At 33.0% G+C, this 26,433-nt stretch carries 22 protein-coding genes; 13 read left to right on the plus strand and 9 right to left on the minus strand.

Going from position 1 to position 26,433, the window contains the following annotated elements; all coding sequences use genetic code 11:
- Position 1 precedes the first annotated feature (1 nt).
- The 12 genes from LX78_RS12670 (at position 2) to LX78_RS15010 (ending at position 16,566) form a co-directional block, all read left to right on the plus strand.
- Positions 2 to 310 (plus strand): EthD family reductase, encoded by a 309-nt coding sequence (locus LX78_RS12670; RefSeq protein WP_109683047.1) that lies wholly within the window; start codon positions 2 to 4, stop codon positions 308 to 310.
- A 15-nt stretch (positions 311 to 325) separates the two neighbouring features.
- Entirely contained in the window at positions 326 to 1,465 is a 1,140-nt protein-coding gene (locus LX78_RS12675; protein WP_109683048.1) for an FIST signal transduction protein, read from the plus strand.
- 3 nt (positions 1,466 to 1,468) lie between these two features.
- Positions 1,469 to 2,611: an FIST signal transduction protein gene (locus LX78_RS12680; protein WP_109683050.1), complete on the plus strand. Its 1,143-nt coding sequence runs from the start codon at positions 1,469 to 1,471 to the stop codon at positions 2,609 to 2,611.
- A 3-nt stretch (positions 2,612 to 2,614) separates the two neighbouring features.
- Positions 2,615 to 3,775, plus strand: a complete 1,161-nt coding sequence (locus tag LX78_RS12685; RefSeq protein ID WP_109683052.1) for an FIST signal transduction protein — start codon at positions 2,615 to 2,617, stop codon at positions 3,773 to 3,775.
- Entirely contained in the window at positions 3,772 to 4,818 is a 1,047-nt protein-coding gene (locus tag LX78_RS12690; RefSeq protein WP_109683054.1) for a sensor histidine kinase, read from the plus strand. The genes LX78_RS12685 and LX78_RS12690 overlap by 4 nt, the downstream gene beginning before the upstream one ends.
- Positions 4,815 to 11,819 (plus strand): ATP-binding protein, encoded by a 7,005-nt coding sequence (locus tag LX78_RS12695; protein ID WP_109683056.1) that lies wholly within the window; start codon positions 4,815 to 4,817, stop codon positions 11,817 to 11,819. Before LX78_RS12690 ends, LX78_RS12695 begins: the two co-directional genes overlap by 4 nt.
- 5 nt (positions 11,820 to 11,824) lie before the next feature.
- The gene (locus tag LX78_RS12700) at positions 11,825 to 12,199 is read left to right on the plus strand and encodes a response regulator (RefSeq protein ID WP_109683057.1); all 375 of its coding nucleotides are present in this window, start codon (positions 11,825 to 11,827) and stop codon (positions 12,197 to 12,199) included.
- On the plus strand, positions 12,199 to 13,239 hold the full coding sequence (locus LX78_RS12705) for an adenylate/guanylate cyclase domain-containing response regulator (RefSeq protein ID WP_185117715.1): 1,041 nt from the start codon (positions 12,199 to 12,201) through the stop codon (positions 13,237 to 13,239). The genes LX78_RS12700 and LX78_RS12705 overlap by 1 nt, the downstream gene beginning before the upstream one ends.
- Before the next feature lie 29 nt (positions 13,240 to 13,268).
- Positions 13,269 to 13,829 (plus strand): Pycsar system effector family protein, encoded by a 561-nt coding sequence (locus LX78_RS12710; RefSeq protein WP_109683061.1) that lies wholly within the window; start codon positions 13,269 to 13,271, stop codon positions 13,827 to 13,829.
- Positions 13,830 to 13,904: 75 nt separating this feature from the next.
- On the plus strand, positions 13,905 to 15,308 hold the full coding sequence (locus LX78_RS12715; RefSeq protein ID WP_109683062.1) for a VWA domain-containing protein: 1,404 nt from the start codon (positions 13,905 to 13,907) through the stop codon (positions 15,306 to 15,308).
- A gap of 2 nt (positions 15,309 to 15,310) precedes the next feature.
- Entirely contained in the window at positions 15,311 to 16,357 is a 1,047-nt protein-coding gene (locus tag LX78_RS12720) for a hypothetical protein (protein ID WP_109683064.1), read from the plus strand.
- A gap of 83 nt (positions 16,358 to 16,440) precedes the next feature.
- Positions 16,441 to 16,566, plus strand: a complete 126-nt coding sequence (locus LX78_RS15010; RefSeq protein WP_281267914.1) for a hypothetical protein — start codon at positions 16,441 to 16,443, stop codon at positions 16,564 to 16,566.
- 5 nt (positions 16,567 to 16,571) lie between these two features.
- On the opposite strand, the gene LX78_RS12725 is transcribed toward LX78_RS15010, so the two are convergent.
- The 3 genes from LX78_RS12725 to LX78_RS12735 form a co-directional block, all read right to left on the minus strand.
- The gene (locus LX78_RS12725; RefSeq protein WP_109683066.1) at positions 16,572 to 17,075 is read right to left on the minus strand and encodes a hypothetical protein; all 504 of its coding nucleotides are present in this window, start codon (positions 17,073 to 17,075) and stop codon (positions 16,572 to 16,574) included.
- A gap of 8 nt (positions 17,076 to 17,083) precedes the next feature.
- Positions 17,084 to 18,460 (minus strand): M20/M25/M40 family metallo-hydrolase, encoded by a 1,377-nt coding sequence (locus LX78_RS12730; RefSeq protein ID WP_109683068.1) that lies wholly within the window; start codon positions 18,458 to 18,460, stop codon positions 17,084 to 17,086.
- 80 nt (positions 18,461 to 18,540) lie between these two features.
- Positions 18,541 to 19,419 carry a PPK2 family polyphosphate kinase gene (locus LX78_RS12735; RefSeq protein ID WP_109683070.1) on the minus strand — a complete coding sequence of 293 codons (879 nt, stop codon included), beginning with the start codon at positions 19,417 to 19,419 and terminating at the stop codon, positions 18,541 to 18,543.
- Positions 19,420 to 19,547: 128 nt separating this feature from the next.
- Between LX78_RS12735 and LX78_RS12740 the strand changes: the two genes are divergently transcribed.
- A complete protein-coding gene (locus tag LX78_RS12740; RefSeq protein ID WP_109683072.1) occupies positions 19,548 to 20,057 on the plus strand; it encodes a flavodoxin family protein in 510 nt (169 codons plus the stop codon).
- Here the strand turns inward: LX78_RS12740 and LX78_RS12745 are convergent.
- The 6 genes from LX78_RS12745 to dnaJ all read right to left on the minus strand — a co-directional run bounded on the left by LX78_RS12745 (position 20,038) and on the right by dnaJ (position 26,432).
- Complete coding sequence (locus LX78_RS12745; RefSeq protein WP_109683074.1) at positions 20,038 to 20,781, minus strand: hypothetical protein; 744 nt, start codon at positions 20,779 to 20,781, stop codon at positions 20,038 to 20,040. The two genes, LX78_RS12740 and LX78_RS12745, sit on opposite strands and share 20 nt — an antisense overlap.
- Positions 20,778 to 21,941, minus strand: coding sequence for a sigma-54-dependent transcriptional regulator (locus LX78_RS12750; protein ID WP_109683076.1), 1,164 nt, complete (start codon positions 21,939 to 21,941; stop codon positions 20,778 to 20,780). Before LX78_RS12750 ends, LX78_RS12745 begins: the two co-directional genes overlap by 4 nt.
- A gap of 3 nt (positions 21,942 to 21,944) precedes the next feature.
- Positions 21,945 to 22,775, minus strand: coding sequence for a mechanosensitive ion channel family protein (locus LX78_RS12755; protein ID WP_109683077.1), 831 nt, complete (start codon positions 22,773 to 22,775; stop codon positions 21,945 to 21,947).
- A 2-nt stretch (positions 22,776 to 22,777) separates the two neighbouring features.
- A complete protein-coding gene (locus LX78_RS12760) occupies positions 22,778 to 24,091 on the minus strand; it encodes an ABC transporter permease (protein ID WP_109683078.1) in 1,314 nt (437 codons plus the stop codon).
- Between the two features lie 3 nt (positions 24,092 to 24,094).
- A complete protein-coding gene (locus LX78_RS12765) occupies positions 24,095 to 25,021 on the minus strand; it encodes an ABC transporter ATP-binding protein (protein ID WP_109683079.1) in 927 nt (308 codons plus the stop codon).
- Positions 25,022 to 25,301: 280 nt separating this feature from the next.
- Positions 25,302 to 26,432 (minus strand): molecular chaperone DnaJ, encoded by a 1,131-nt coding sequence (gene dnaJ, locus LX78_RS12770; protein WP_109683081.1) that lies wholly within the window; start codon positions 26,430 to 26,432, stop codon positions 25,302 to 25,304.
- Between the last annotated feature and the right edge of the window lies 1 nt (position 26,433).

The raw sequence follows: 26,433 nt of genomic DNA on the forward strand, positions 1-26,433 counted from the left end.
TATGTATAAATTAACTGTATTGTATGGTCATCCAACAAATGCTGAGGCCTTCGAGAAATACTACAAAGAGAAACACTTACCACTAGCTTCAACTATGGAAGGTGTCGATAAACTTGAAGTAACCAAGTTACTTGGAACACCAGATGGTCAAAAAGCCGATTATTATAGAATGGCAGAAATGTACTTTTCTAGTGTTGAGCAAATGCAAGAAACCATGGCTTCTCCAGAAGGACAAGCAACCGTTAACGATCTATCCAACTTCGCCACAGGTGGTGTAAACGTGATTGTTGGAGTTACAGAAAATGATTAAAAAACATTCCAATAAATGATTTCAAAAACAGTAAAAGGCAATTCAACCGAAGCTATCAAAAAAGAAATTGACAAGGCAACTTCTGATGGTTTCGAGCCAACATTAGCCATTGTTTTCACTTCAATTAAACAAGACTGGAAAGCTATTATTGATGTATTGAACCAAAAAGAAATTGCTGTTTTTGGAGCTACTACATCAGGAGAGTTTATAGATGGAGATATTGAAGAAGGTAGCATAGTCATGATGCTGCTTGATATAAACCCTAAGCATTTCAGAGTTCTATTTCTTGAAACAGGTGAACATACAACCCATGAAAATGCAAAACAAATTGGTATAGCTGGAAAAAACACCTTTAATAATCCTGCTTTTATTATCGCTTCAGGTTGGTTGCACATAGATGGTGAAAAAATTATTGAAGGTATCATTAAAGGTTTTGGTAATGAAGTAACCGTTTTTGGAGGCATGGCAGGAGACGATTTAGCCATGCAAGGACCACTAGTTTTTACAAATGAAAAAAGTGCCGTGAATGGTTTGCTTGCATTAATTGTTGATGAAGATAAAATTGAAATCAATGGTATTGCTACTTGTGGTTGGAAGCCTATTGGGACCACCAAGACTGTTACAAAAAGTGAAGGTAATATTGTTTATACCATAGATGATAAACCCGCTCTTGATATGGTCATGAAGTACCTTGGTCTCGATATAGATTTAGATTCTGGAAATGATGTTCTGACCAATATTGGAGCTTATTACCCTTTACAATTAGAAAGAGAAAATGTAACTCCTGTGATGCGTACTGCAATGTGGGGAAATAAAGAAGATCGTTCTCTTATTTGTGCAGGCACAGTGCCACAAGGAGCTAAAGTCAGGTTTTCACTTCCTCCAGATTTTGATGCTATTGAACAAGTTATTGATGAATGCAAAGAAGTGAAAAAAGAACGGCAAAAGGAAGCTGATGCACTTATCATGTTTTCCTGTATTAGTCGTCATTTATCCTTTGGTATTTTAATGACAGAAGAAATTGAGCAGGTGAAACAAGTTTGGGACGCTCCTATGGTTGGTTTCTTTAGCTATGGAGAATTTGGAAAATCAAAAACAGGAAAGCACGAATTTCACAATAACACCTGTTGTGTCGTGGCATTAAAAGAAAAATAAAAGATGAAATCAAAAACAATAAAAGCCAATTCCACAGAAACCATTATCAAAGAAATTGATAAGGCAACTTCTGATGGATTCAAGCCAACTTTAGCAGTTGTTTTTTCTTCTATAAAGCGAGACTGGCTTAGCGTAATTAATGTTTTAAACAAAAAAGAAATTACTGTATTTGGAGCTACAACTGCTGGAGAGTTTATTGATGGTGATATTGAAGAAGGTAGCATTGTCATCATGTTGCTCGATATGAATCCATCATCTTTTAAATTAATATTTCTTGAAACAAGTACAGAAACTACTTTAGAAGATGCAAAAAAACTAGGAGGTATTGGAAAAGAAACCTTTACTAATCCTGCATTCATCATAGCAACAGGTGGAATTTTCATAGATGGCGAACAAATTGTGGATGGCATCATGCAAGGTTTTGGAGAGGAAGTCACCATTTTTGGAGGGATGGCAGGAGATGATTTGATTGCTGAAAAACCCATTGTTTTTACCAACAATAAAAATAAAGATAACGCCTTAATAGCACTCATCATAGATGAAGACAAAATAGATGTAAGAGGTATCGCTACCTGTGGCTGGAATGCTATTGGCACCACAAAAACTGTGACTAAAAGCGAAGGCAATATTGTATATACCATTGACGACAAACCAGCATTGGATATGTTAATGAAATACCTTGGTGTAGATGTAAAGCAAGATAATAACACAGGCATCGTTGCATTTCACAATTCTTGGTATTACCCACTTCAATTGGAAAGAGAAAACGGTGATACTGTAATACGTGCAACCAGATTTGCAAACAGTGAAGATCGTTCACTTATCTGTACTGGAAGCGTACCTCAAGGTGCTCAAATCAAGTTTTCACTGCCACCAGATTTTGACGCCATAGAAACAGTGGTTGCAGAATGTGCGAGTATTAAAGATAATGAGCAACAACAGGCAGATGCTTTAATTATGTTCTCGTGTGTAAGCAGACATCTATCGTTTGGAGCTTTAATGAAAGAAGAAATAGAACAAGTTCAAAACGTTTGGAATGCACCTATGGTAGGCTTTTTTACTTATGGCGAATATGGTAAATCAAAAATTGGCACAAATGAATTTCACAACAATGCCTGTTGTGTTGTAGCCCTAAAAGAAAAATAAAAAATGAGATCAAAATCAATACATGGTAAATCTGTTTCTGACATCCAAAGTGAATTGGATAATGCAATGGTTGATAGATTTAACCCAACATTAGCCATTGTCTTTATTTCTGTAAAGCAAGACAGAAACGCTATATGTAAATTGTTAGATTCCAAAAACTTGGATGTATTTGGTGCCACATCCTGTGGCGAGTTTATAAATGGACACCAAACTAAAGGTGAAATTGCCATTTTACTTTTAGAATTATCAAAAGATCATTACACCATTCTTTTTGAAGACATAGGAGATAGAACCTTGGATGAAACAGTTTCAAATCTGGCTAATACTGCCTTGAAACAATTTATTAATCCCTCGCTTATAGTTTGCAGTCCAGGCGTTAACGAAAAAGAAGAAATTTTTGAAGGCGAGAAAATGGTAAAAAGACTTGAAGAAAGCCTCGGACCAGATAAAATTTTCTTTGGAGGTATGGCAGGAGATGATTGGTTATTTAAAGGAAGCTTTGTTTTTACAAATGAAAAAGAAACTGCTTGTGGACTTGTAGCTCTGGTATTAAACGCAGATAAAATTAATTTAAAAGGAATGGCCATTACTGGTTGGAAACCTTTGGGAATTACAAGGACAGTTACTAAAAGCAATGACAATTTACTTTACGAGATAGATAATAAATCTGCTGTTGAACTATACTTGAAATATTTAGGGAAAGAAGGCAAAATAACAGAAAACAATTTTAATGTATTTATAGAGTTAGGATTTGAATATCCATTCATAGTAGAAAGGGATAAAAACGAAACAATACTAATAACACCAATGAAAATTGACAGTAATGAAAAAGCACTTGTCATGAATCTACCTATATCAGAAGGCACAAAATTTTGGTTTACCAATCCTCCAGATTTCGATATTGTTGAAGAGGTAATTGAAAAAGCAACCCAATTAAAACAAGATTCTAAAGAAGAAGCCGATGCCATGTTGATTTTTTCATGCGCAGGAAGACACCCTATTCTTGGACCAATGGTAACAGATGAAAATGAAAGACTCGCTGAAACGTGGAATACACCAATGGCTGGTTTTTTTACCTATGGTGAATTTGGACGCGTGCTAAATGGCAAACAAAATTTTCATTCAGGAGCATGTTGTTGGGTAACCCTAAAAGAAAAAGAATGAACCAACACCTACAACATATTTTAGATTTTATTGAAAGTTCAAATCACTTTTCTGAAGATGACAAAGCTGCCTTATTAAAATCGGTAAAAAGTGCCGATAAAGATTTGCTCATTTCAGATTTTAAATTAGAACGAACTGAAAAAGTAAAACGCACCACTGCTATTTTATTAGAGGAAACCATTGAAGAATTAGAGCATAAACGAAAAGCTATAGAAGACACAAAAAATGCACTTCAAAAATCGTTAGATGAGCTTAAAGCGACTCAAACACAACTAATTCAATCTGAAAAAATGGCAAGTTTAGGTGAATTGACTGCTGGTATTGCACATGAAATTCAAAACCCCTTAAACTTCGTCAATAATTTTTCAGAAGTCAGTAAAGAATTGCTAGAAGAGATGCTAGAAGAGCTTCAAAATGGCGACATGGAAGAAGTCAATGCCATTGCTCAAGATGTCATTCAGAATCTAGAGAAAATAAACCACCATGGAAAACGTGCAGATGGTATTGTAAAAGGCATGTTACAACATAGTCGAAGCAGTTCTGGAGTAAAAGAATTAACAGATATCAATGTTTTGGTAGATGAATATTTACGCCTGGCTTATCATGGCTTACGTGCCAAAGACAAATCGTTTAATGCTGCATTAGAAACACATTTAGATGATTCCATTGGAAAAATAGAAATTGTGCCACAAGACTTTGGAAGAGTTGTATTAAACCTAATAACCAATGCCTTTTATGCTTGTAATGAAAAGAAAAAAATGCAAATTGAAGGATATGAACCTAAAGTAACTGTTGAAACAAAAAAAAATAAAGATTTTATAGAAATTCAAGTTCAAGACAATGGTAATGGTATTCCTAAAAAAGTATTGGATAAAATATTTCAACCATTTTTTACAACCAAACCTACTGGACAAGGGACAGGATTAGGCTTATCCTTAAGTTACGATATTATTAAAGCACATGGTGGCGACATTAAAGTAAACACCAAAGAAAACGAAGGCACAGCATTCATTATCACATTGCCAACAACCAAAAACGCATGAAACTGACCAAAAAAATAGAAACCGAAATCTGGAAGATTTATGATACTTGGATGCAAGGATACCTGAATGCAGATGTCGAAACATATAATTATTATTTTGATGAAGACTATCATTTTATAGGCTCGACAAACAATGAAGAATTTCTAAACAAAAAAGATACTACAGATTTTTTTAGAGCTACAGGAGACCAATTTGCAGGATTGACAGATTTGCGCAAGGAAACTAAAACACTTGAAGTATTTGGAGAACATGTTTTTTTAACCCATTTTTTTGATGCTTGGTTTAAAAACGATAAGGACTGGAGTTATTATGGGAGATTTCGATTTTCTTCTGTAATGCATAAAACTAAAGAAGGCTGGCGTTTTATATATCAACATTTTTCGATGCCAGACTCTAAATCTGAAGAAGGGCAAACCATTGGCTTCGATAAAGTCCATCTTGAAAATCAAGAGCTTCGAGAAGCTATTCTACGTAGAACTACTGAGCTGGAGCAAAAAAATCGTGAACTCGAAGTAGAAACAGCTTTAGAACGTATTCGTGCTCAAGCAGTTGCCATGAAAGAATCTTCAGACTTACTTGATATCGTGGTTACTATGCGTAACGAATTTATTAAACTAGGTCATGAAGCCCATTATTTCTGGCATATGATGTGGTTGCCAAAAACCTATGAAAAAGCGATGACTTCTGGTGATGGTAGCAAAATTGGTTTTGTCATGGAGTTACCAAGACATATTCATGGTGACATTCCTCAATTAGCAAAATGGGAAAAAAGCAAAAAACCAACCGTTGTGTATGCTATGAATATTGACGAAGCCATTGATTATGTTGACAAAATGGTCAACTTAGGTGATTTTCAAAGTATAGATCCGCAAGCACCAACTCATGATGACATTAAACATATTGGTGGTTTGACCTTTATTATGGCAAGAACCACTCATGGAGAAATAGGTTACTCTTTGCCAGGAATAGTGAAAAATCCACCTGCAGAAGATCTAGATATTTTAATACAATTTGCAGGAGCTTTCGACTTAGCACATCGAAGGTTTTTAGACCTTCAAAAAGCTGAAAAGCAAGCTAAAGAAGTGAAGATAGAATTGGCACTTGAAAAAGTGAGAAGCCGAACTATGGCTATGCAACATAGTGACGAATTACAAGAAGCCTCTTTCTTATTAGATGAACAAGTAAGAGCATTAGGTATTAAAACTTGGGGTTGCGCCTTCAATATTTATGGTGAAAAAGACTCAACCGAATGGTTTGGAAACGAAGCTGGCATACTACCTACTTATACTGTGCCTAGAAAAAGAATATTTAAAAAATATTATCAAAAAGGTCAAAAAGGAGAATCATTGTTCATTCAGGAATTTTCTGGTAAAACATGTACAGATCATTACGAATATATGAGCTCGCTTCCTGTAATTGGTGATGTCTTAAAAAATTTAAAGAAAACAAATAAAGGTTTCCCAACCTATCAAATAGACCATGTCGTTTATTTTAAATATGGGTATCTGTTGTTTATAACTAAAGAGCAAGTTCTTGATGCTCATGACGTTTTTAAACGTTTCGCAAAAGTCTTCGAGCAAACCTATACACGTTTCCTTGACCTTCAAAAAGCAGAAGCACAGGCCAGAGAAGCGCAAATTGAGGCTTCTTTAGAAAGAGTTCGTGCCAGTAGTATGGCTATGCACAAAAGTGAAGAATTACATGAAACTGGCTCAATTTTGTTCCAAGAACTTTCAAAACTTGGAATTGAAAAACTAACTACTGGTTATGTACTCTTTGACGAAGAAGAAAAAATTGGCTGGAGCCATAGTATAGATCCCAGAACTGGAAAAATTATGAATGCTCCTGTTGGTTTGCGTCAAACTGAAACCAAAGTAATGAAAGACATTACTAACAGTTGGAAAAAACAAGAACCTTTTTTAATCTTACAATTAGATGAAATAGAAACCATAAGGCATCAGACTTTTATGGCTGAACGGACTATCAATTTTCCAATGACAGTTAAACAGTTATTGGCAATTTCACCTAAACGTCTTGTAGTACATACCTTCAACTTTAAACAAGGTTATCTATTATTGGTTGGTAGTGAGTTATTGACTTCTGATCAAAAAGACATGCTAATTCGTTTTGCAAAAGTCTTTGAAATGACATATCGTCGTTTCCTCGACCTACAAAAAGCAGAAGCACAAGCCAAAGAAGCACAAATAGAAATGGCTTTAGAAAAAGTACGTTCTAGAACTATGGCCATGCAAAGTAGTAGCGAATTACCAGAAGCTGCAAACAACTTGTTTCTTCAAGTACAAGGGTTAGGCATTCCAGCTTGGAGTGCTGGGTATTGTATTTGGGAGGACAACCAAAAAAGTGCTTGGTGCAATATGAGTAGCGAAGGTGAAATTCAAAAAGGATTCTCGTTACCTACTATTGGCGAAGGTTATAATTTTGAGAAACCGCTTAAAAACAAAGAATCTTTTCATGTTGCAGAATTGGGTGGTAAGAAATTAGTAAAGCATTACGACTTTATGAAAACCCTTCCAGGCATTGGAGAAGTTTTAGAAGACTTTGACAAGAAAGGTATTGATTTACCAACTTTTCAAATCTTTCATATTGTTTATTATACACATGGTTATCTCATGTTTATCACTTATGAACCTGTTCCAAACGATTGGGAAGTATTTAAACGTTTTGGGAAAGTTTTTGAACAAACATATACGCGTTTTCTAGACCTTCAAAAAGCTGAAGCACAAGCCAGAGAAGCACAGATTGAAGCCTCTCTAGAACGCGTTCGCTCACAAGCTATGGCCATGCGAAAAAGTGACGATTTGGTGAATTGTACAAGTATCCTTTTTGACGAGTTAGAAAAACTTAATCTTTCCATAGAGCGCAGTGGTATTGGGATTTTTAATCCAGAAACCAAAGATTGTCAACTTTGGTCAATTGTTGTTGCTAAAGACGGTACAAAAGAATTAGCAACAGGTATTACCTCTCTCACAAATCACCCTATGCTTATTAAAACTTTTGATTTTTGGAAAACTCAAAAATCTTTTACATATACTCTTGAGGGAAAAGAACTTGAAGACTACTATATACAAGTATCCAATAGTGAATTTATTCTATCTGAGGAAGTAATTGGAAAATCCACATCGTTGAAAAAAGAGTATTACCACTACTCACCTTTCGGAGCTGGTGGATTATACTTTTTTTCTGATTTAGAACCTCTTGATAAAGATAAACATATCATTCGCAGATTTGCAGAAGTTTTTGACCTAACCTATACACGATATGAGGATCTTCAAAAAGCAGAAGCACAAGCTAGAGAAGCACAAATAGAGACGGCTTTAGAAAAGGTAAGAAGCCGAACCATGGCCATGCAAAAAGGTGAAGAAGTTAAAGATGTCGTCGTCCTTTTGTACAAAGAACTGATAGCACTTGGCGTTACCAACTTTGCTACTTGTGGTTATGTAGAAATAAATGAGGAAACCAACAGACAAGCAACTTGGGTTACAAGTCCAGGAGGAGACTCTCTAGGGTTATTTCATCTACCATTAACTGGAGATGTCCATTTTGACGAACGCTATGAAGCATGGAAAAAACAACAAACGGTATTCCATCAAACAGTTGCTGGTAAAGAGCGAAAAAAACACCTTGAATATGCCATTACCACATTCAATTCTAAAGAAGCAGAAGAAATGGTGCTTAATCAGTTCCCAGACCCAACTGTATTTTATTGCTTTAATTTTTCACATGGATATTTACACCTAGTCTCAGGTTCCTACCTTACTGAAAAAGAAGAGACTTTACTAGCCAGGTTTACAAGGGTTTTTGAACAAACCTATGCACGTTTTTTAGATCTTCAAAAAGCAGAGGAGCAAACCAGAACAGCTCAAATAAACTTAGCAGTAGAACGTGTAAGAGCCAAAGCTTTAGCTATGCACAAATCTGAAGAGATTATGCAAGTAGTAGCAAAGCTAAAAGACGAAGTCATGTCTCTAGATATTCCTGATGTGATTGCCGCAACTATTTTCTTAAATGAAGGCGAGGATAAAGTAAGAATGTGGGATTTGTCATCCTTAGAAAAAGATGATGCTGGTTATGAGATCCCTTTTGACATCACTTTTAAATTAAAAAAATCGGATCCTCATTTATATGTAAAACGTGTTTGGGAAAATCCAAATGACTACTTTTTAGAATTACAAGAAGCAAAAGACTTTAAAAGAATTATTGCATGGCTTCGAGAAAATAATAAAAATAACATTGCCGATGAAGTTGAAGAATATACTGAATCCACAAAATTAGAACGTTTGCATCATGCCGTAAAAAAATTAAATAATGGGAAGTTGGTTATCGATTTATTGAATCCACCTTCCAATGAAATGGAAACCATTTTAACTAAAATGGGAGCAGCATTCGATTTGGCTTATAAACGTTTTGAAGATTTACAAAAAGCAGAAGCACAAGCACGAGAATCACAAATTGAAGCAGCTTTAGAGAAAGTACGTTCACGTTCTTTGGCCATGCATAAACCTGAGGAACTTCAGGAAGTAGTTGCTGTTGTTGCCGAAAAACTAAAGGAACTAGGAGTTATATTCGATGCAGGTGGTGTCATTCTCTGTACTTATTTCCCAGATAACAAAGACGTTGTGCATTGGATAGCTGTTGATGACTTTTCAACTTCAGGAAGATATTTGGTACCCTATTTTGATAATCCTATTTTTAGTGAAGCATGGGATTCTAAAATTCGAGGAGATGCCTTTTTCTCTAAAGAATTTCCTGTAGAAGTGAAAAATGATTTTTTCAAACAAGCCTTTGAGAATAGTGATTATTGCAAGATGCCCGACGATTATAAACAGTTTGTACTTCAAGCTGACAGCCATAATCTCTCAGCTGCTTGGTCAAAAAATTCGGCAATTATTATCCCTTCACTAACTGGAGCTGTTCTTTCTGAAAGCGATGCCGAAATAATGAAACGCTTTGCCAAAGTTTTTGAACAAGCTTATATACGGTTTATGGATCTGCAAAAAGCGGAAGCTCAAACAAGAGAGTCACAAATAGAAGCAGCTTTAGAGCGTGTTCGTTCACGTAGTATGGCAATGCATAAAAGTGAGGAGATGTTGGAGGTTATAGACGTTGTTGCTAAGCAACTATTACAATTGAATTTAAAATTTGAGACTGTTAGTTTTGGAAAGAATAACCAAGAAGGAGATTTTAAATTCTGGATTGCATCTAAAGGACAACCAAAACCGATGTTAATTCAAGTGCCTTTTATTAATTCTCGAGTGCTAAATTCTGTTAAGGAGGCACAAAAAAAAGGGATCAACTTTATAGAAGATGTTTTTAATTCAGAAGAAAACAAGGAATGGAGCGAACATTTAATTAAATTTTCAGAGTTAAAAAACCTACCTCAGGAAGCTAAAGATTTTATATTAAATGCTCCAGGTTTTGCGCGATCAAGTTTCTTGCTTAAAAGCATAAATTTATATGTTGGCAATTACAGAGCTATTCCTTTCACAAAAGAAGAAAATGCCATTTTTAGCAGGTTTGCACATGTTTTTGAACAGGCTTATACGCGATTTTTAGACTTGAAAAAATCAGAAGCACAAGCTAGGGAAGCACAAATTGAAGCTTCTTTAGAGCGCGTAAGAAGCAGAACACTTGCTATGCAAACCTCTGATGAATTAGCTGAGACCTCTGTTATTGTTTTTAAACAACTTTTAGAGTTAGGCATAGCTCCTAACCGTTTATTTATTGGCATTGTTAAAAGCGATAATGATACCATAGAAGCTTGGACAACAAACGAGGATGGTAGCAAGCTTGCTGTTCATTTTTCGCCACAGGCTTCAAAAAACAAATTCATAAAAAAAATGCTGGATGGCTGGAAACAGCAAAAAAAGTCGCTTGTAATCGATATGAAAGGAAAAGAACTGGAAGCTTATTTCAAATACTTAAATGAAGACATGAAGATTCCTTTTATAGATGGTTTAAAGCAAAAAAGAAGAGTCCAAACCATTGCTTATTTTTCTGGTGGCTTAATAGGTATGGCTGCTCCTGTAGAACAACCTGATGACACCATCCATTTACTAGAGCGCTTCGCAGCTGTTTTTAATTTGACGTACACACGATTTAAAGATTTAAAAATTGCCGAAGCCAATGCAGAAAAAGCAGAACAAGATTTAATAAAATTACAAGCCGCTAAAAAAAGTGCCGAAGAAGCCTTATCAGAACTACAACTCACTCAAAACCAATTAATCCAATCCGAAAAAATGGCAAGTTTGGGTGAATTAACGGCTGGAATTGCTCATGAAATTCAAAACCCTTTAAACTTTGTCAATAATTTTTCAGAAGTCAGTAAAGAGCTTTTAGACGAAATGCTTGAAGAAATAGAGAATGGCGACATGGAAGAAGTTAAAGCCATTATGGACGATGTGATACAAAATCTTGAAAAAATAAATCACCATGGCAAACGTGCAGATGGTATTGTAAAAGGGATGTTACAACATTCCAGAAGTAGTACAGGAACTAAAGACCCTACAAATATCAATGTGTTGGCCGATGAATATTTAAGATTAGCCTATCATGGTTTACGAGCCAAAGACAAAAGTTTTAATGCTACTTTAGAAACGGATTACGATGATAGCATTGGCAATATAAATGTCATACCACAAGACATAGGACGTGTTATTTTAAACTTGTTAACCAATGCATTTTATGTGGTGAATGAAAAAAAACAACAAGCAAAAGATAGTTACAAACCAACAGTATCATTAACTACTAAGAAGGATGGTAATTGGGTAGCTATTTCAGTAAAAGACAATGGTAATGGCATTCCTAAAACAGTATTAGATAAAATTTTTCAACCCTTTTTTACAACCAAACCAACTGGAAAAGGTACAGGATTAGGGCTGAGTATGAGTTATGATATTGTTACAAAAAGTCATGGAGGCGAATTGAAGGTGGAAACCAAACAAGGAGAAGGAACAGAATTTATTATAACACTACCAATTTAAAAAAGATGAAAATATTAGTAGTAGACGACGAACACGATGTAAAAACACTTTTTCTACAACGTTTTAGAAAAGAAATTAAAACAGGAAATATGAACTTTGTTTTTGCGTTTTCAGGAGAAGAAGCACTCTCCTATTTAAATAAAAACAAGCAAGAAGCAGTACTTATTCTGTCTGACATTAATATGCCAGGAATGAGTGGTCTGGAATTATTAGACCATATAAAACAAAAATTTTATGCTCCTCCTCCAGTAGTTATGATGATTACTGCTTATGGTGATGATGAAAATTTTAATACAGCCAAAAAACTTGGTGCAGACGATTTTTTAACCAAACCTTTGGATTTTAATCTTTTAAAAGACAAATTAAAAACTTTAATATAATGGCTAAAATACTTGTTGTAGATGACGAAACAGATTTAGAGGTTTTAATCAAGCAAAAATTTCGAAAAAAAATACGCAATAAAGAATACGAGTTTTTTTTCGCCATAAATGGTGTTGATGCCTTAGAGAAATTGCTTGACAATCCAGAAGTAGACATTGTATTGAGCGATATCAACATGCCTGAAATGGATGGTCTTACTTTGTTGAGTAGATTAAGCGAACAAAATCCTTTGTTAAAATCGGTTATAGTTTCTGCTTATGGAGACATGGAAAACATTAGAACTGCCATGAATCGTGGCGCTTTCGATTTTATTACTAAACCCATAGATTTTGAAGATTTAACCATAACTGTTGAAAAAACACTGAAACATAGCAAACAAATAAAGGAAACATTGCAAGCCATAAAAGAAAATAACATCCTTAAAATGTATGTCGATGAAAATGTACTAAATTTTATGGGAAGTCGTGAGTACGAATCAACTATTATGGCTAACGAAACTATTGAGGCAACGGTTATGTTTATAGATTTATGTGGCTTTACAAAAATAAGTGAAACAGCACCTGCAGATACTGTAGTAACTATAATTAACACCTATTTTGATGAAATGGTAAAAGAAATTATGGCTCAGCAAGGTTTCATAGATAAATTTATTGGAGATGCCATCATGGCAGTTTTTAGAGGAGAATATCACTTAGATAGAGCTATTGATGCAGCATTAGCAGTTAGAGAAAAAATAAATAGCCTTCCAAAACCAGAAAACTTACAAGATTTTATTCCTAAAGTATCCATTGGTATTAAAAGTGGTGAAATGATTTCTGGAAATATAGGTTCTGCTAGCTTAAAAAGGTTAGATTATACTGTTATTGGCGATGTTGTAAATACTGCAGCTCGTTTTCAAGATGCAGCTCAAGAAAACCAAATAATTATTTCCGAAGCTTGTTACAACCAAGTAAAAGAAGCCTTTAAATGTAAAAAAATTGGAGATATTAATGTAAAAAATAAAGCTGAAGCAATTACTGTATATGAAGTTATAGAATAATTTTTAGACTTTATAATAAACCTAAACATATGAAAACACAAGAATTTACAAGTTCTGGTAATAAGAAAAATAAGCACACAGACGATTTAATAGACCATTATTGGGGAAGTATTTCTTATGTATCGTCTTTAATAAAAGCATCAGAAATTAAAGCTGGTTTGATACTATCTTTCTATGGAATTTTACTAAATTTTTCATATAAGTACATTGAAATGGCATTAGTTTCTGCATCTACCAAACCAATCTTGTATGTATTATTAGGCGCATGGTTTGTGTGTACAATGACATCTATTTATTTTAGTGTACGCTGTTTTATGCCTAGAATAGAAGCTAATTACGAAAAGAATATTTTCTTCTTTGGAGATGTAATTTCTAAGTTTGGAACCATCAAAGAATTCTCAAAAACATTTTTTAAAATTAGTGTTGATGAAAATCAGCTTTTCGACCAATTAGGACAACAAATTTATATTATTTCAAAAATTGCTGCTATAAAGTTTAAGTATGTAAATAAATCTTTACGCTTTTTAGCCTTAGGCCTTTTACTATTATTAGTAGTTGTTGGTTATAATATGATAGTTACCTCCCTATAGTATTCGATAAAAATGAGATGAATTGAATTTAATAAATTCTTTTTAATTATCTTTAAAAGACTAAAACATCTCATTATGAAATTCTTAGCTTTTATTCTGTGTGTGTTTTGTTTTATTACTAAACCTTTCGCACAAGAAAAAAAAGCCCCATCTCCTATTCTATTTATCTACGACGCAAGTGGCTCTATGTGGGGGAAATTGGATGCACAAAATAAAAAAGAAATTGCTGCAAATGTTTTAACCACAACTGTTAACAATTTACCTAAAAACCAACAGATTGGACTCATGGCTTATGGCCATAGAACTAAAGGCGATTGTGACGATATTGAATATCTGGTAGATTTATCAAACAGTTCAAAAGAAAAAATTACAGATGCTGTAAATAGTATAAATTCACTTGGAAAAACACCTTTGGCTCGTTCAGCAACACTAGCTATTAATTCCTTACGCGACAGTAAAACTAAAGCTACGATTATTTTAATAACAGATGGTATTGAATCTTGCGATGGCAATATTTGCGATGTCATTACAAACGCTAAAGCCGAAGGCATTGATTTTAAATTACACATTGTAGGCTTTGGATTGAAAGAAGGTGAAACAGAACAATTGAAATGTGCTGCAGAAGCAGGAAATGGTCATTACTATGATGCTGCTGATGCAAGTAGTCTTGGCGAAGGACTTACCGAAGCTACCTCAGAAACTGTCGATAAATCTGATGGAAATTTCTCAATTTTTGCAGTAAAAAATGGACAACCAGTAGATGCATGGGTCAAAGTAGTAAAAGCTGGAACTAAAGATTTAGTAGATGGTGTAAGAACCTATCGCGATACTGGATGGGTTTACTTACCTCCTGGTAAATACGATATGATAATTAAACCTTTAGAGAATTCAAAAATAAAAGGCACAACAATTTCCATTGAAAGTATACAAGATAAGATAGGACATCAAACCGTTAGTTTTGATGGTGGAAAAATCAATCTCATCACTCTTAATAATAATGAAGGTTGGGATTGTACAAGCAAAGTAACAACTCAAGATGGTGAAGTTGTTGGTGGCAGTAGAACTTATAACAGACCTCAAATTATTGAGCTTAATCCAGGAGTGTATGATATTGAAATAAAAGCATTAATTATTAAAGGACTTGAAAACACATTTATTATTGAAGATGTAAGTGTTGAAGCCAATAAAACAACAGATGCCACACATAATTTCAAATCTGGAATTGCCATGATTGGTGTAAAAAGTGGCGAAGTTCTAGTAGATGCTGTTGTAAGCATTAATAGTAAGGAAACTGGCGAATATGTAGCAGGTAGTAGAACCTATACTTCAGATTCTAGTAATCCAAGAGAATTTATTCTTAATCCAGGAATTTACGAGGTTAAAGTAAGTGCTGCAAAAAAAGAATATGCTGGCAAAAAAGAAATCTTTACAATTGAAGTAAAACAAGGTGAAACAGTAACTAAAATATTAAACTTTTAACCATGGCACATCAAGCACTAAAACCATATAGTTTCCTATTATATTTTTTAGCTTTTATTACTTCATTTTTTATAGGCCTCACTTATGCAGGCATTGTAGAAGCTGGTAAAGGACAAATGTTGGCAGGTGGAGCTATTGTTCTTGGATATGGCGTTATTGGAGCTTTTTTCGGTTTAATTCTAGCTATTTTTATTGCTGTTAAAGCGAACAGAAGCCTCATCATGAAGCTCAATATATTTCTTGCTTTAGCTATTGTTGTATTTTTTAGTTATTACACAATAAATTATCAAAAAAGGCAGAAAGTAAAAGAAAAGGAAAAAATAGAACAAGAAAAACAAAGACAAGAAAGACGTCTTAAAAAAAATCCAACTGCTCCAGCTATGGAAGCTGAGCCTATTAATAGTAACGAAACATCTTCAATAAATTACAACCATGCCAAGTTATTAGCCTTATTAACTAAAAATGATAATCTGTCTCAGGATAATTCTGAAATGGGTTTAGGTATATTTTCACTAAATATATATGAAAATAAGACGCTTTATTTCTACGGAAACATAAATTATGAAAAAGCTTTAAACGACCATACACCTTATGACAGTATTACGTTTAAACATGACAAATACAACAATATAGTAATTGCTACTGCTCCACCTTGGTTAGTTCCAGAACATTTAAAACTAGATTATGGCATTTTATGTTTTAAAGTGAGAACGGTTATTCGAGATTTTGCAGAAGTTGAAGTAAATAAAACGAATGGACAAACTTCCTATATTAGTCCTCAAGCTGGAAACATACAATATTGGCCAGAATTTTTATTACATGTACATAGTATTGAATTTTTAAACCCAGAAACTCAAAATGTCAAACATCGTCCTTTTGGTTATGCAGATAATGTGAATTCAAATTTTGAACTCATGCAACCTATAGCCATAAAACAAGACTGGATTTTAGTAAAATTAATAGATAATAGTTACAAGAATATAGGAACAGGATGGATTAAATGGCGTGAAAATGGAAAACTTTTAGTTAGGTATTCTTTACTCTGTTAAGTTTATCTATAATGTTAAATGCTTTATAAACTTAGAATCAAAACAAATATTTAGCCTTAAATTTATCAAAAATTGATTGATTTATGGATGGGTTCAATATAGTCATGGTTATTGCCATCATCTTATTTGCAAGATTAGGTGTACGTTTGGTAACTGGCTATTTTAAAATGAAGAAGGAAGATGAGCAATCAAGTAAAGAAACTGAATAGTCTTTTTAGTATGCTTCACTTTTAAGTTCATGCTTTGTTGTTACTTTTTTTAAAACCCTTTCAAGTTCTGCATCTTTTTGAGTTCCAATTATATATTTCTTTCCGCTAAAAAGCTCAAGAGACAAGCCCTTATTTCCACTTGTATTATAGACTGTTCCATGTGCCATTCCTATTCTAATGCCATATCCAACAAATCCGTATTTTATTACTTTTGCAGATTTCACATCAGTCCATAATATATCTTTGTTTACAAAAGGAAAAAAGCTTACATGAATTTTATTGTTATTTATTTCAGTTTTTAAACGCATGAACCAAAATAGGATGATAATACCAAAAATGAATATAGAAAATATAATAAGCCCTAAATCTGACATGGGATTATTCCCAAATTTCTCTCCAAGAATAAATTGCTTATAAATACCAAAAATTGGAATATTTCCAAGTCCTATCATTATTAGCCAAAGCCACCATTGTGAAAATCTTTGTTCTTCTTTAAAAAAAATATTCATAAAACATTTTATTTAGCTAAACCATACATATCAAACAAATAAACCAAACTTGCCATAGTTGCAGCACCAAGCTCTAATTCACGTTTATTTACAGCATCAAAAGTATCGTTTGCTGCATGATGATAATCGAAATAACGTTGAGAATCTGGACGCAATCCAGCCAAAACATTGGTGTCGCTTTTTAGTGGTCCAACATCTGCTCCACTATATCCTTTTTCGAAATAATGAATTAAATAAGGCTTGAAAAGCTCCTGCCAAGTCAAGACTTGATTAAAATTAGCATCACTACAATCGAAACTAAAACCTCGAGGTGTAAAACCACCCGAATCACTCTCTAAGGAGAATATATGGTTTTCCCCTTTTTGCTTAGCAACTTCTGCATACTTTTTTGCGCCACGAAGTCCGTTCTCTTCATTCATAAACAAGACTACACGAATACTTCGTTTAGGCTTAATACCACTTTCTTTTAATAAACGTAATACTTCCATAGATTGTACAACTCCAGCTCCATCGTCGTGAGCACCATCTCCTAAATCCCATGAATCTAAATGTCCTCCAACTATAATATATTCGTTTGGAAACTGACTTCCTGTTATTTCACCTATCACATTATAGGACTGTACATCTTTTAATTGCTGACATGTTTGACTGAAGTAGAACTTAAGGTCTTTGTTTAAAGCTAACATACTACTTAATTCATTAGCATGATTGGTGCTTATTGCAGCAGATGGAATTCTTTCTGATAAAGATAGATCTCCATAAGTCATACTTCCAGTATGAGGAAAATTGTCGTGACGCAAATTTAAAGAACGAACTAAAACACCAACTGCTCCATATTTTGATGCCTCTAATGCTCCAGCATATCTTTGATTTGAACAACCACCATAAGCTTCAAAGGTGTTTATTAAATCTGCTTGCATTGGTCTATTAAAAAAAACTATTTTCCCTTCAATATTTTCTTTCCCTAAAGCTTCTAGTTCTTCAAAACTTTTAACCTCAACTACTTGTGCTTTTAAACCTCCAAAAGGAGTAGCAATAGAACCACCAAGAGCACAAATATTTACAGTCTTAGTAACACCAGGAGCTGTCTCTATAAATGCAAATTCTGGAGCACCACGAACCCATTTTGGCACCATTACTGGTTGCAACCAAACTTTATCGAGCCCTAATTTTTCAAGCTCTTCTTTTGTGTATTCAACTGCTCTTTCAGCATTTAGAGAACCCGATAATCGTCCTCCAATTTGATTAGATAAATGGTCTAGCCATTGGTAGCTCTGACCATTTGTAAGAGAGGTTGTGTAAATAGTTTTTAAAACGTCTGCATCTGTTTGCGCAGTTGTGTTTAACACAAAAAATAAACTAAAGAGTAAGAAGATAAATCGCATGAAAAAGGTTTTAAAAATAAAGATACTATTAATGAAAAGTCAAACTGTTAAAGAGATGATAAAAAAAGGACATAAGACAATTATTCGCTTTCCAATTGCTTTTTATAAAGCTCTAAATTAGCTTTTACATCATCGTCTAATTCTGGTTCCTCAATATCTTTGTATTGTTTTAAAGTGTTATAGATAATATTTCCAACAAGCAATCTTGCTGTAGGTTTATGGTCTGCAGGAATGGCAAACCAAGGTGCATGAGGTTTAGATGTTCTATTGATGGCATCTTGGTAGCATTCTTGGTAAGCATCCCAAAGTTCTCTTTCTTTTAAATCTCCAGGTGAAAATTTCCAGTTTTTATTTTTCTTTTCAAGTCTGCGTAGCAGTCTGTTTTTTTGCTCGTCTTTAGAAATATGTAAATAGAATTTAAAGATAATGGTTCCGTTTTCTGCTATATGTTTTTCAAAAGCATTAATCTGCTCAAAACGTTTATCCCAAAAAGCCTCATTGACATCTTCAAGAGAATTAACATCTGGTAAATTTTCGCCTAAAATATATTCTGGATGTACACGAGTTACTAAGACGTTTTCATAATGCGTTCTATTAAAAACACCTACCTTTCCACGTGCTGGAAGTGCAATATAATGTCTCCATAAATAATCGTGTTTTAACTCCAATGGTGTTGGCACTTTAAAACTATGTACAACGACTCCTCTTGCATTTAAATCTTTAAAAACCTCTCTTATTAAACTATCTTTTCCAGCTGTATCCATGCCTTGTAAACACACTAAGGCTGCATATTTTCCATGTGCATACATGGTATCTTGTAGTTTTGCTAGTTTTATTCTAGTATCCTCAAGTTCTCGTTCAATCTCTTTTCTTTTAGCATCTAAACTATAAGTGGTACTTACATTTTTTAATTGAATGTTTTGAGTTACTTTAAACGTATTTGGTTCTATTGTCTTCAATTCTAAATATATTTATTAATTCGGTTTTTAAAGATATCAATATTTTCTGTATTACTATTAATTGATTCTATAAGTAAAACTCTTTTTATACTCTTTAAATGTGTTATTTAGTACGATTAAAAAACTATATGAAACGAACAGTTATTATTCAAGGAAGTTCTAGAAGCAAAGGAGATACCAGTTTAATTGTAGATTATTTAGCAAATAAATATCAAATAGATGTTATTGATTTGAACTCAAAAACTATTGGTCATTATGATTATGAATATAAAAATGCAGATGATGATTTTATGAAAACAATAACTGATGTTATTGAAAATTATGATACCATAATATTTGCAACTCCAGTCTACTGGTATACTATGAGTGGGATTATGAAAGCCTTTTTTGATAGAATTTCAGATCTAATTAGAATCCATAAAGATTTAGGCAGACAATTACGAGGGAAACAAATGGCCATGATAAGTACGAGTAATAGTGATGATTTAGTTGAAGGTTTTAATATGCCTTTCGAAGCGTCTGCAAATTATTTGGGCATGACCTATTTAGGCGATATTCATACTTGGGTTGAAGACAACCGTATTCCTGACATTGTAAAAACTAAAATGGATATTTTTTCTAGTCTTTTAATTCCTTAGTAATTAGTTCTTGAATTTCACTATTATCTTTAAGTAAGTCTTTAAGACTCTTTAGTGTAATCTCTTCTGAAGATTTTTTCCATTCATGCATGGCTTCCATTACTAAAAAGAGTTTTGGGTAATTTAATTCGGACTTAATAAATTCTGTAAGATCTGGCTGATTAACAAGTCGTTCTGAAAGTGTAGAGCTACCTATTAATAGTGATGCTTCTTCTAAAATATTGTTTTTATTGTTATCATTTCCATATGAAACTTTCACAATAAAATCTTGGCTTCGTTTTAATTCAGCCAATTTATTACGAATGTGAGGTGGTACTAATTTAATATCTCCAGTGTTTTCAAGAGTTTCAATTGTACTGGTATTAAATCCTATTACCAAAGACATAATTTCTACACTAAATAAATTTGCTAATACTTGATCAGTATTTAAATTCGGCTCTTTAAAAATCTCTATATAATTATTATAATCAAGTCTAAAGGAGTCTATATCTGCAATTGTTTGTTCAATATATACTTTGTCTTTGTTTAAGTCATCTAAAAGTTGATGGTAATAGCCTTGTCTAACATCATCAAGTTTTCTATTCTCACTCCATAAATTAAGTTGTAAAGCAATAAAAATTCCAATAACAACAAGCACTATTTCTCCAATAGCATACAGCAGGTATTTACTGAATTTATTGTCAGAAATTAAACCTTGTCTTATTTTCCGAAAGAATTTTATCATTTACTAGCGAATAGTTTTACATCGTTTTCGCTTACTTCATTTTCACCTAAAATAATAAGTCTTTCAACCACATTGCGTAATTCACGAATATTACCAGTCCAGTCGTAATCCTGAAGCATCTTTATAGCTTTATCTGAAAATGATTTTTTTGCAGTGCCTTGTTCATTAGAAATTTTCTCAGAAAAATACTCAATTAGTAATGGAATATCTTCACGTCTATCGTTAAGCGATGGCACTTTAATTAGTATAACAGCCAATCGATGGTATAAATCTTCTCGAAATCTGTTTTCTTCAATTTCTTTCTTTAAATTTTTATTAGTAGCTGCTAGTACTCGTACATCTACCTTAATATCTTTATCGCTACCAACACGTTGAATTTTATTTTCTTGTAAGGCTCTTAAAACTTTTGCTTGTGCAGACAGACTCATATCTCCTATTTCATCTAGAAAAATGGTTCCTCCATTTGCAGCTTCAAACTTACCAGCTCTGTCTTTAACTGCACTTGTAAAAGCGCCTTTAACATGCCCAAACAATTCACTTTCTATAAGTTCTGAAGGTATTGCAGCACAATTTACTTCAATTAATGGCCCTTTTGAGCGCTCACTTTTTTGGTGTAACCAATGCGCTACTAATTCTTTTCCTGTTCCATTTGGACCTGTAATAAGAACTCGAGCATCCGTTGGTGCTACTTTATCTATCATGTCTTTAATATGAGAAATAGCAGTACTTTCACCAATCATTTGAAAATTCTTGCTCACTTTTTTCTTGAGCATTTTATTTTCTACAACCAGTTCTTTACTATTTAATGCTATTCTAACAGTATTAAGCAATCTATTTAAATCTGGTGGTTTAGAGATATAGTCGAAAGCTCCTAATCTCATGGTATTTACTGCAGTATCTAAATCGCCATGACCAGAAATCATAACCATTGGAATTTCTGGCTTGATTTTTTTAACAGCTTCAAGAACTTCAACACCATCCATTTTAGGCATTTTTATATCACATAGAACTAAATCGAAATCTTCATTCTTAATTTTTTCAATACCAACTAAGCCATCTTCAGCTTCATCAACCTGATAGGTATTATTTTCTTCAGAAAGAATTTTTATTAAAACTCTTCTAATGGCTGCTTCATCTTCTATTACTAATATTCTAGGCATTTTTTAATTCTTTTTTTCAATAATATGGATATCTCTTTGAGGGAATGGAATACTTATGTTGTGCTCTCTAAAAAGTCTATCAATTTCAAATCTGATATCACTTGAGGGTATTCTGGCATTAAAACTATCATTAAGCGTAAATGCCACTTTAAAATTTAAAGAGCTGTCTCCAAAATTTGTAAATAAAACTGTTGGTGGAGGATCGTTTAAAACATCTGGATGATATTTTACTGCTTGTATTAATAATTTTTTAACTAGTTGCACATCGCTTCCATAAGCAACACCAACAGAGACACTTTCTCTGGTTAATGTGCCATTTTGAGTCCAGTTGTAAAGACTATTGGTTAGATATAAATGGTTAGGAATTATAAGTACTTTATTATCTACTGTAACTGCTCTAGTAGTTCTTAATTTAATTTCTTCTACACGACCTATTTTACCTTCAAGTTCGATGATATCTCCAACATGAACAGTTTGGTCAACAAGTATAAAAACACCAGAAATTATATCTTGAAATAAGGTTTGAAGCGCTAAACCAATACCAATTAATAATGCAGCTGATGCTGCAAAAATACCTGTTACATTAACACCTAAACTATGAAATGTAATAAGCATTATTATGACATATATAACCCATTTAGCATAAGAAAAAACAGCCTTAAATTTCTTTTTATCATCATATGGAAGATTTCTAGAAATAAGTTTTCTAAACATGGTTAATACTAATGAAGCAGCTACTAAAACCACAACGAGAATAATAACATCCATAATACTTATGGAAATATTATCTGTTAATTGATAGGATTTATTTAGAATTTCAAGTAAATCTTTCATAATTAATATCTAATCCATTTTAATAATTCTTTATAGCTAGGTTTTTTACCATACATTAAAATACCTACTCTATATATTTTAGCTGCAAACCAAACCGTAAAAATAAAAGTTGCTACTAATAAACTTAAAGATAATATTTGCTGCCATATTGGAACGCCAAAAGGTATTCTCATAAGCATTACAACAGGAGAAGTTAATGGTATAAACGAAAATACCGTAGAAACTGTTCCATGTGGATCTTCTATAACAGTAAATATACCAATATAAACAGCCAAAATTAAAGGCATTAATATAGGCAATAAAAATTGTTGAGTATCTGTTTCATTATCTACTGCAGCGCCAATTGCTGCGTACAATGAGCTATATAATAAATAGCCTCCAATAAAAAATAAAATAAAGGCTATTATTAAATTAGTGATTGGCAGATTATAAAAAGCATTCATAACATTTTGAATCTCCATATTAACATCAGGATTTTGCATTGCTTGATTTAATACTTCTTGTTGTGCAGATTGTGATTGCGCAAAATCGATACCAAAAATAAAAGATACTAAGGTCATTAGTAAACCTCCTAAAATAATCCAAATAACAAATTGAGTTATTCCAGCTAAAGAAGTTCCAATAATTTTACCTAACATAAGCTGGATTGGCTTTACAGACGATATAATAATCTCTATAATTCTGCTAGTTTTTTCTTCAATAACACTACGCATAATCATGTTGCCATAAATTATAATAAACATAAACAGCAAATATCCTGCTAATCCACCAAAAATTAATTTTACAACACTATCTATTTTAGATGTCTTCTCTCCAATAAAACTTTCTTGGGCTATGTTTACTCTAACTCTGGCAGCCTTAATTTTTTCTATATCAACACCTTCAAATTCTAATTTTAAATCTGTTAATTGTTTTTCCAATTTACTTTCTAAACTAGACATGAGTGTTAATGAAGGTGAATCTTCAGAATAAAATTTTATATGCTCACCTAATTTATTAATATCTTTAAAATTCTCGATATGTAACAAACCATATTCTTTGTTTTCGTCTACCTTTTTTTTGGCTTCTTCAAGAGAAGAATTTTCTAAAATTTTATACTTTATAGACTCTGTATCTGTAAAAGAACTTTTTAATATTCCAGACTCGTCTAAAATTGAAATGGTTCGTTCTTTATTATTATTTATTTGAGATAAATAGGCAACAACAGCAATTAAAGCAATCATTATTATTGGACTTAAAATAGTCATAACAATAAATGATTTGTTTTTTACTTTTGTTAAATACTCTCTTTCTATAATGAGTGATAAATGGTTCATTTTCTAATTATTCTTAACAGATTGAATAAAAATATCGTTTGCACTAGGTATTAATTCTACAAAGTGAGAGACCTCTCCTTTTGATGTTAAATAGCTAAGTAAATCGTTTGGGACGTCTTTCTCTGACAGCTTGACATTTAGCATCAACTCGTCACCTAAAGTTTTAAAACTAGCTGGAGATATGCTAAATTTTTGCGACAATTCTTTTTCTAATATAATATTATCTGAGGTTCTAATACCAATTTCAAACGTGTTGGTTTTAAACTGCTTCTTTATATCTGTTAATTTACCATCTAATATTTTATTAGATTCATGAATCAATGCAATTTGATCGCATAATTCTTCAACAGATTCCATTCTATGCGTAGAAAAAATAACAGTTGCTCCTTCGTTTCTTAATCTTATTATTTCATCTTTAATAAGGTTGGCATTTATTGGATCGAATCCAGAAAAAGGTTCGTCAAATATTAATAATTTTGGTTCGTGTAAAACAGTTACAACAAATTGAATTTTTTGAGCCATTCCTTTAGAGAGCTCTTGTATTTTTTTATCCCACCAATCTCCAATTTCTAACCTTTCAAACCAAAATTTCAATCTGGTTCTAGCTTCTGCTTTGCTTAATCCTTTTAGTCTAGCCAAATACATTGCTTGCTCACCAACTTTCATTGATTTATACAAGCCTCGCTCTTCAGGTAAATAACCAATATCTCTAACATGATGTGGTTTTAAAGACTCTCCATCTAGAATAACCTGACCTTCGTCTGGCATGGTTATTTGATTAATGATTCTAATAAGTGTTGTTTTGCCAGCTCCATTTGGACCTAGCAAACCAAAAATGCTTCCTTTAGGGACTGAAATAGAGACTTTGTTTAGTGCTGTAAAATCTCCAAAATTTTTAGAAACTGAATGTGCCTCTAATAAGTTATTCATATGGGTTAATTATTTAATAGAGTTGTAAAGATATTAAATGTTGAAGAGCTATTGATAATTAAATCATCCTTTCTATAAAAAACAAAACCCACCCTGAAATATAAAATATTTTAGGATGGGAAAAAATTGCTATGAAAAAGAAAAAAACCACTATTCTAAAATAGTGATATATCAAATATAGTGTTTTTTAATAAACAATTACTTTTTTGAATAAAATATCTTGCTTATTTAAACAAAAAACCCGTTTAATTAAACGGATTCATTGAGATTAACTTATTTGTTAAGAAAACATATCTTTTACCTTTTCAAAGAAAGACTTGTCCGTACTTTCTGGCTTTGGCGAAAAATGCTCATCTTCTTTCATGGATTCAAAAAAGTCTTTTTGTTGTTTATTTAATGTTTTTGGTGTCCAAACATTTACATGTACTAGTAAATCTCCTTTTCCGTAACCGTTTATACTAGGTATTCCCTTACCTCTCAATCTTAATATTTTTCCAGACTGTACACCTGCTTCTACTTTAATACGCACTTTACCAGTAACTGTATCAATTTCTTTCGAAGTACCTAGTACAGCATCAGGTAGACTTATGTACATATCATAATGCAAATTATCTCCTTCACGTTGTAAGGTTGCATGTTTTTCTTCTTCTATAGCAACTAATAAATCTCCAGAAATTCCATTACCTGGAGCTTCGTTACCTTTACCAGACACTTTTAACTGCATGCCATCTACAACACCTGCAGGAATTTTAATAGAAACCACCTCTTCTTTAACAAGCAAGCCATGAGCATCTGCTTCATTTGGTTTTTTATCTATTGTCTGACCAGCACCTCCACAAGTAGTACAAGTGGTTGCTGTTTGCATTCGTCCTAATATGGTATTTGTAATTCGTGTTACCTGTCCAGAACCATTACAAGTAGTACAAGTTTTATAAGTTGTACCTGGAGCTTGAACTTTACGTCTTACTTTTACTTTTTTCTCAACACCATTTGCTATTTCTTCAAGGGTAAGCTTAACGCGAATGCGCAGATTACTCCCTTTTACTCGACGTTGTTGGCCTCCACCAAAACCTCCACCAAAACCAGAGAAACCTCCTCCACCTCCAAAAGCACCTCCAAAAATATCACCAAACTGACTGAATATGTCATCCATATTCATGCCTCCACCACCAAAACCACCATTGCCATCGAATGCTTGATGTCCAAATTGATCGTAACGTGCTTTTTTATCAGCATTGCTTAAAACTTCGTAAGCTTCAGCAGCTTCTTTAAATTTAGTTTCAGCTTCTTTATTGTCTGGATTTTTATCTGGATGGTATTTTAATGCCATTTTTCTGTACGCCTTTTTAATCTCGGCTGCAGTAGCATTTTTATCTATTCCTAATATATCGTAATAATCTTGTTTTGCCATT

It is taken from the genome of Xanthomarina spongicola, assembly GCF_003148645.1.
Taxonomy (GTDB): Bacteria; Bacteroidota; Bacteroidia; order Flavobacteriales; family Flavobacteriaceae; genus Xanthomarina; species Xanthomarina spongicola.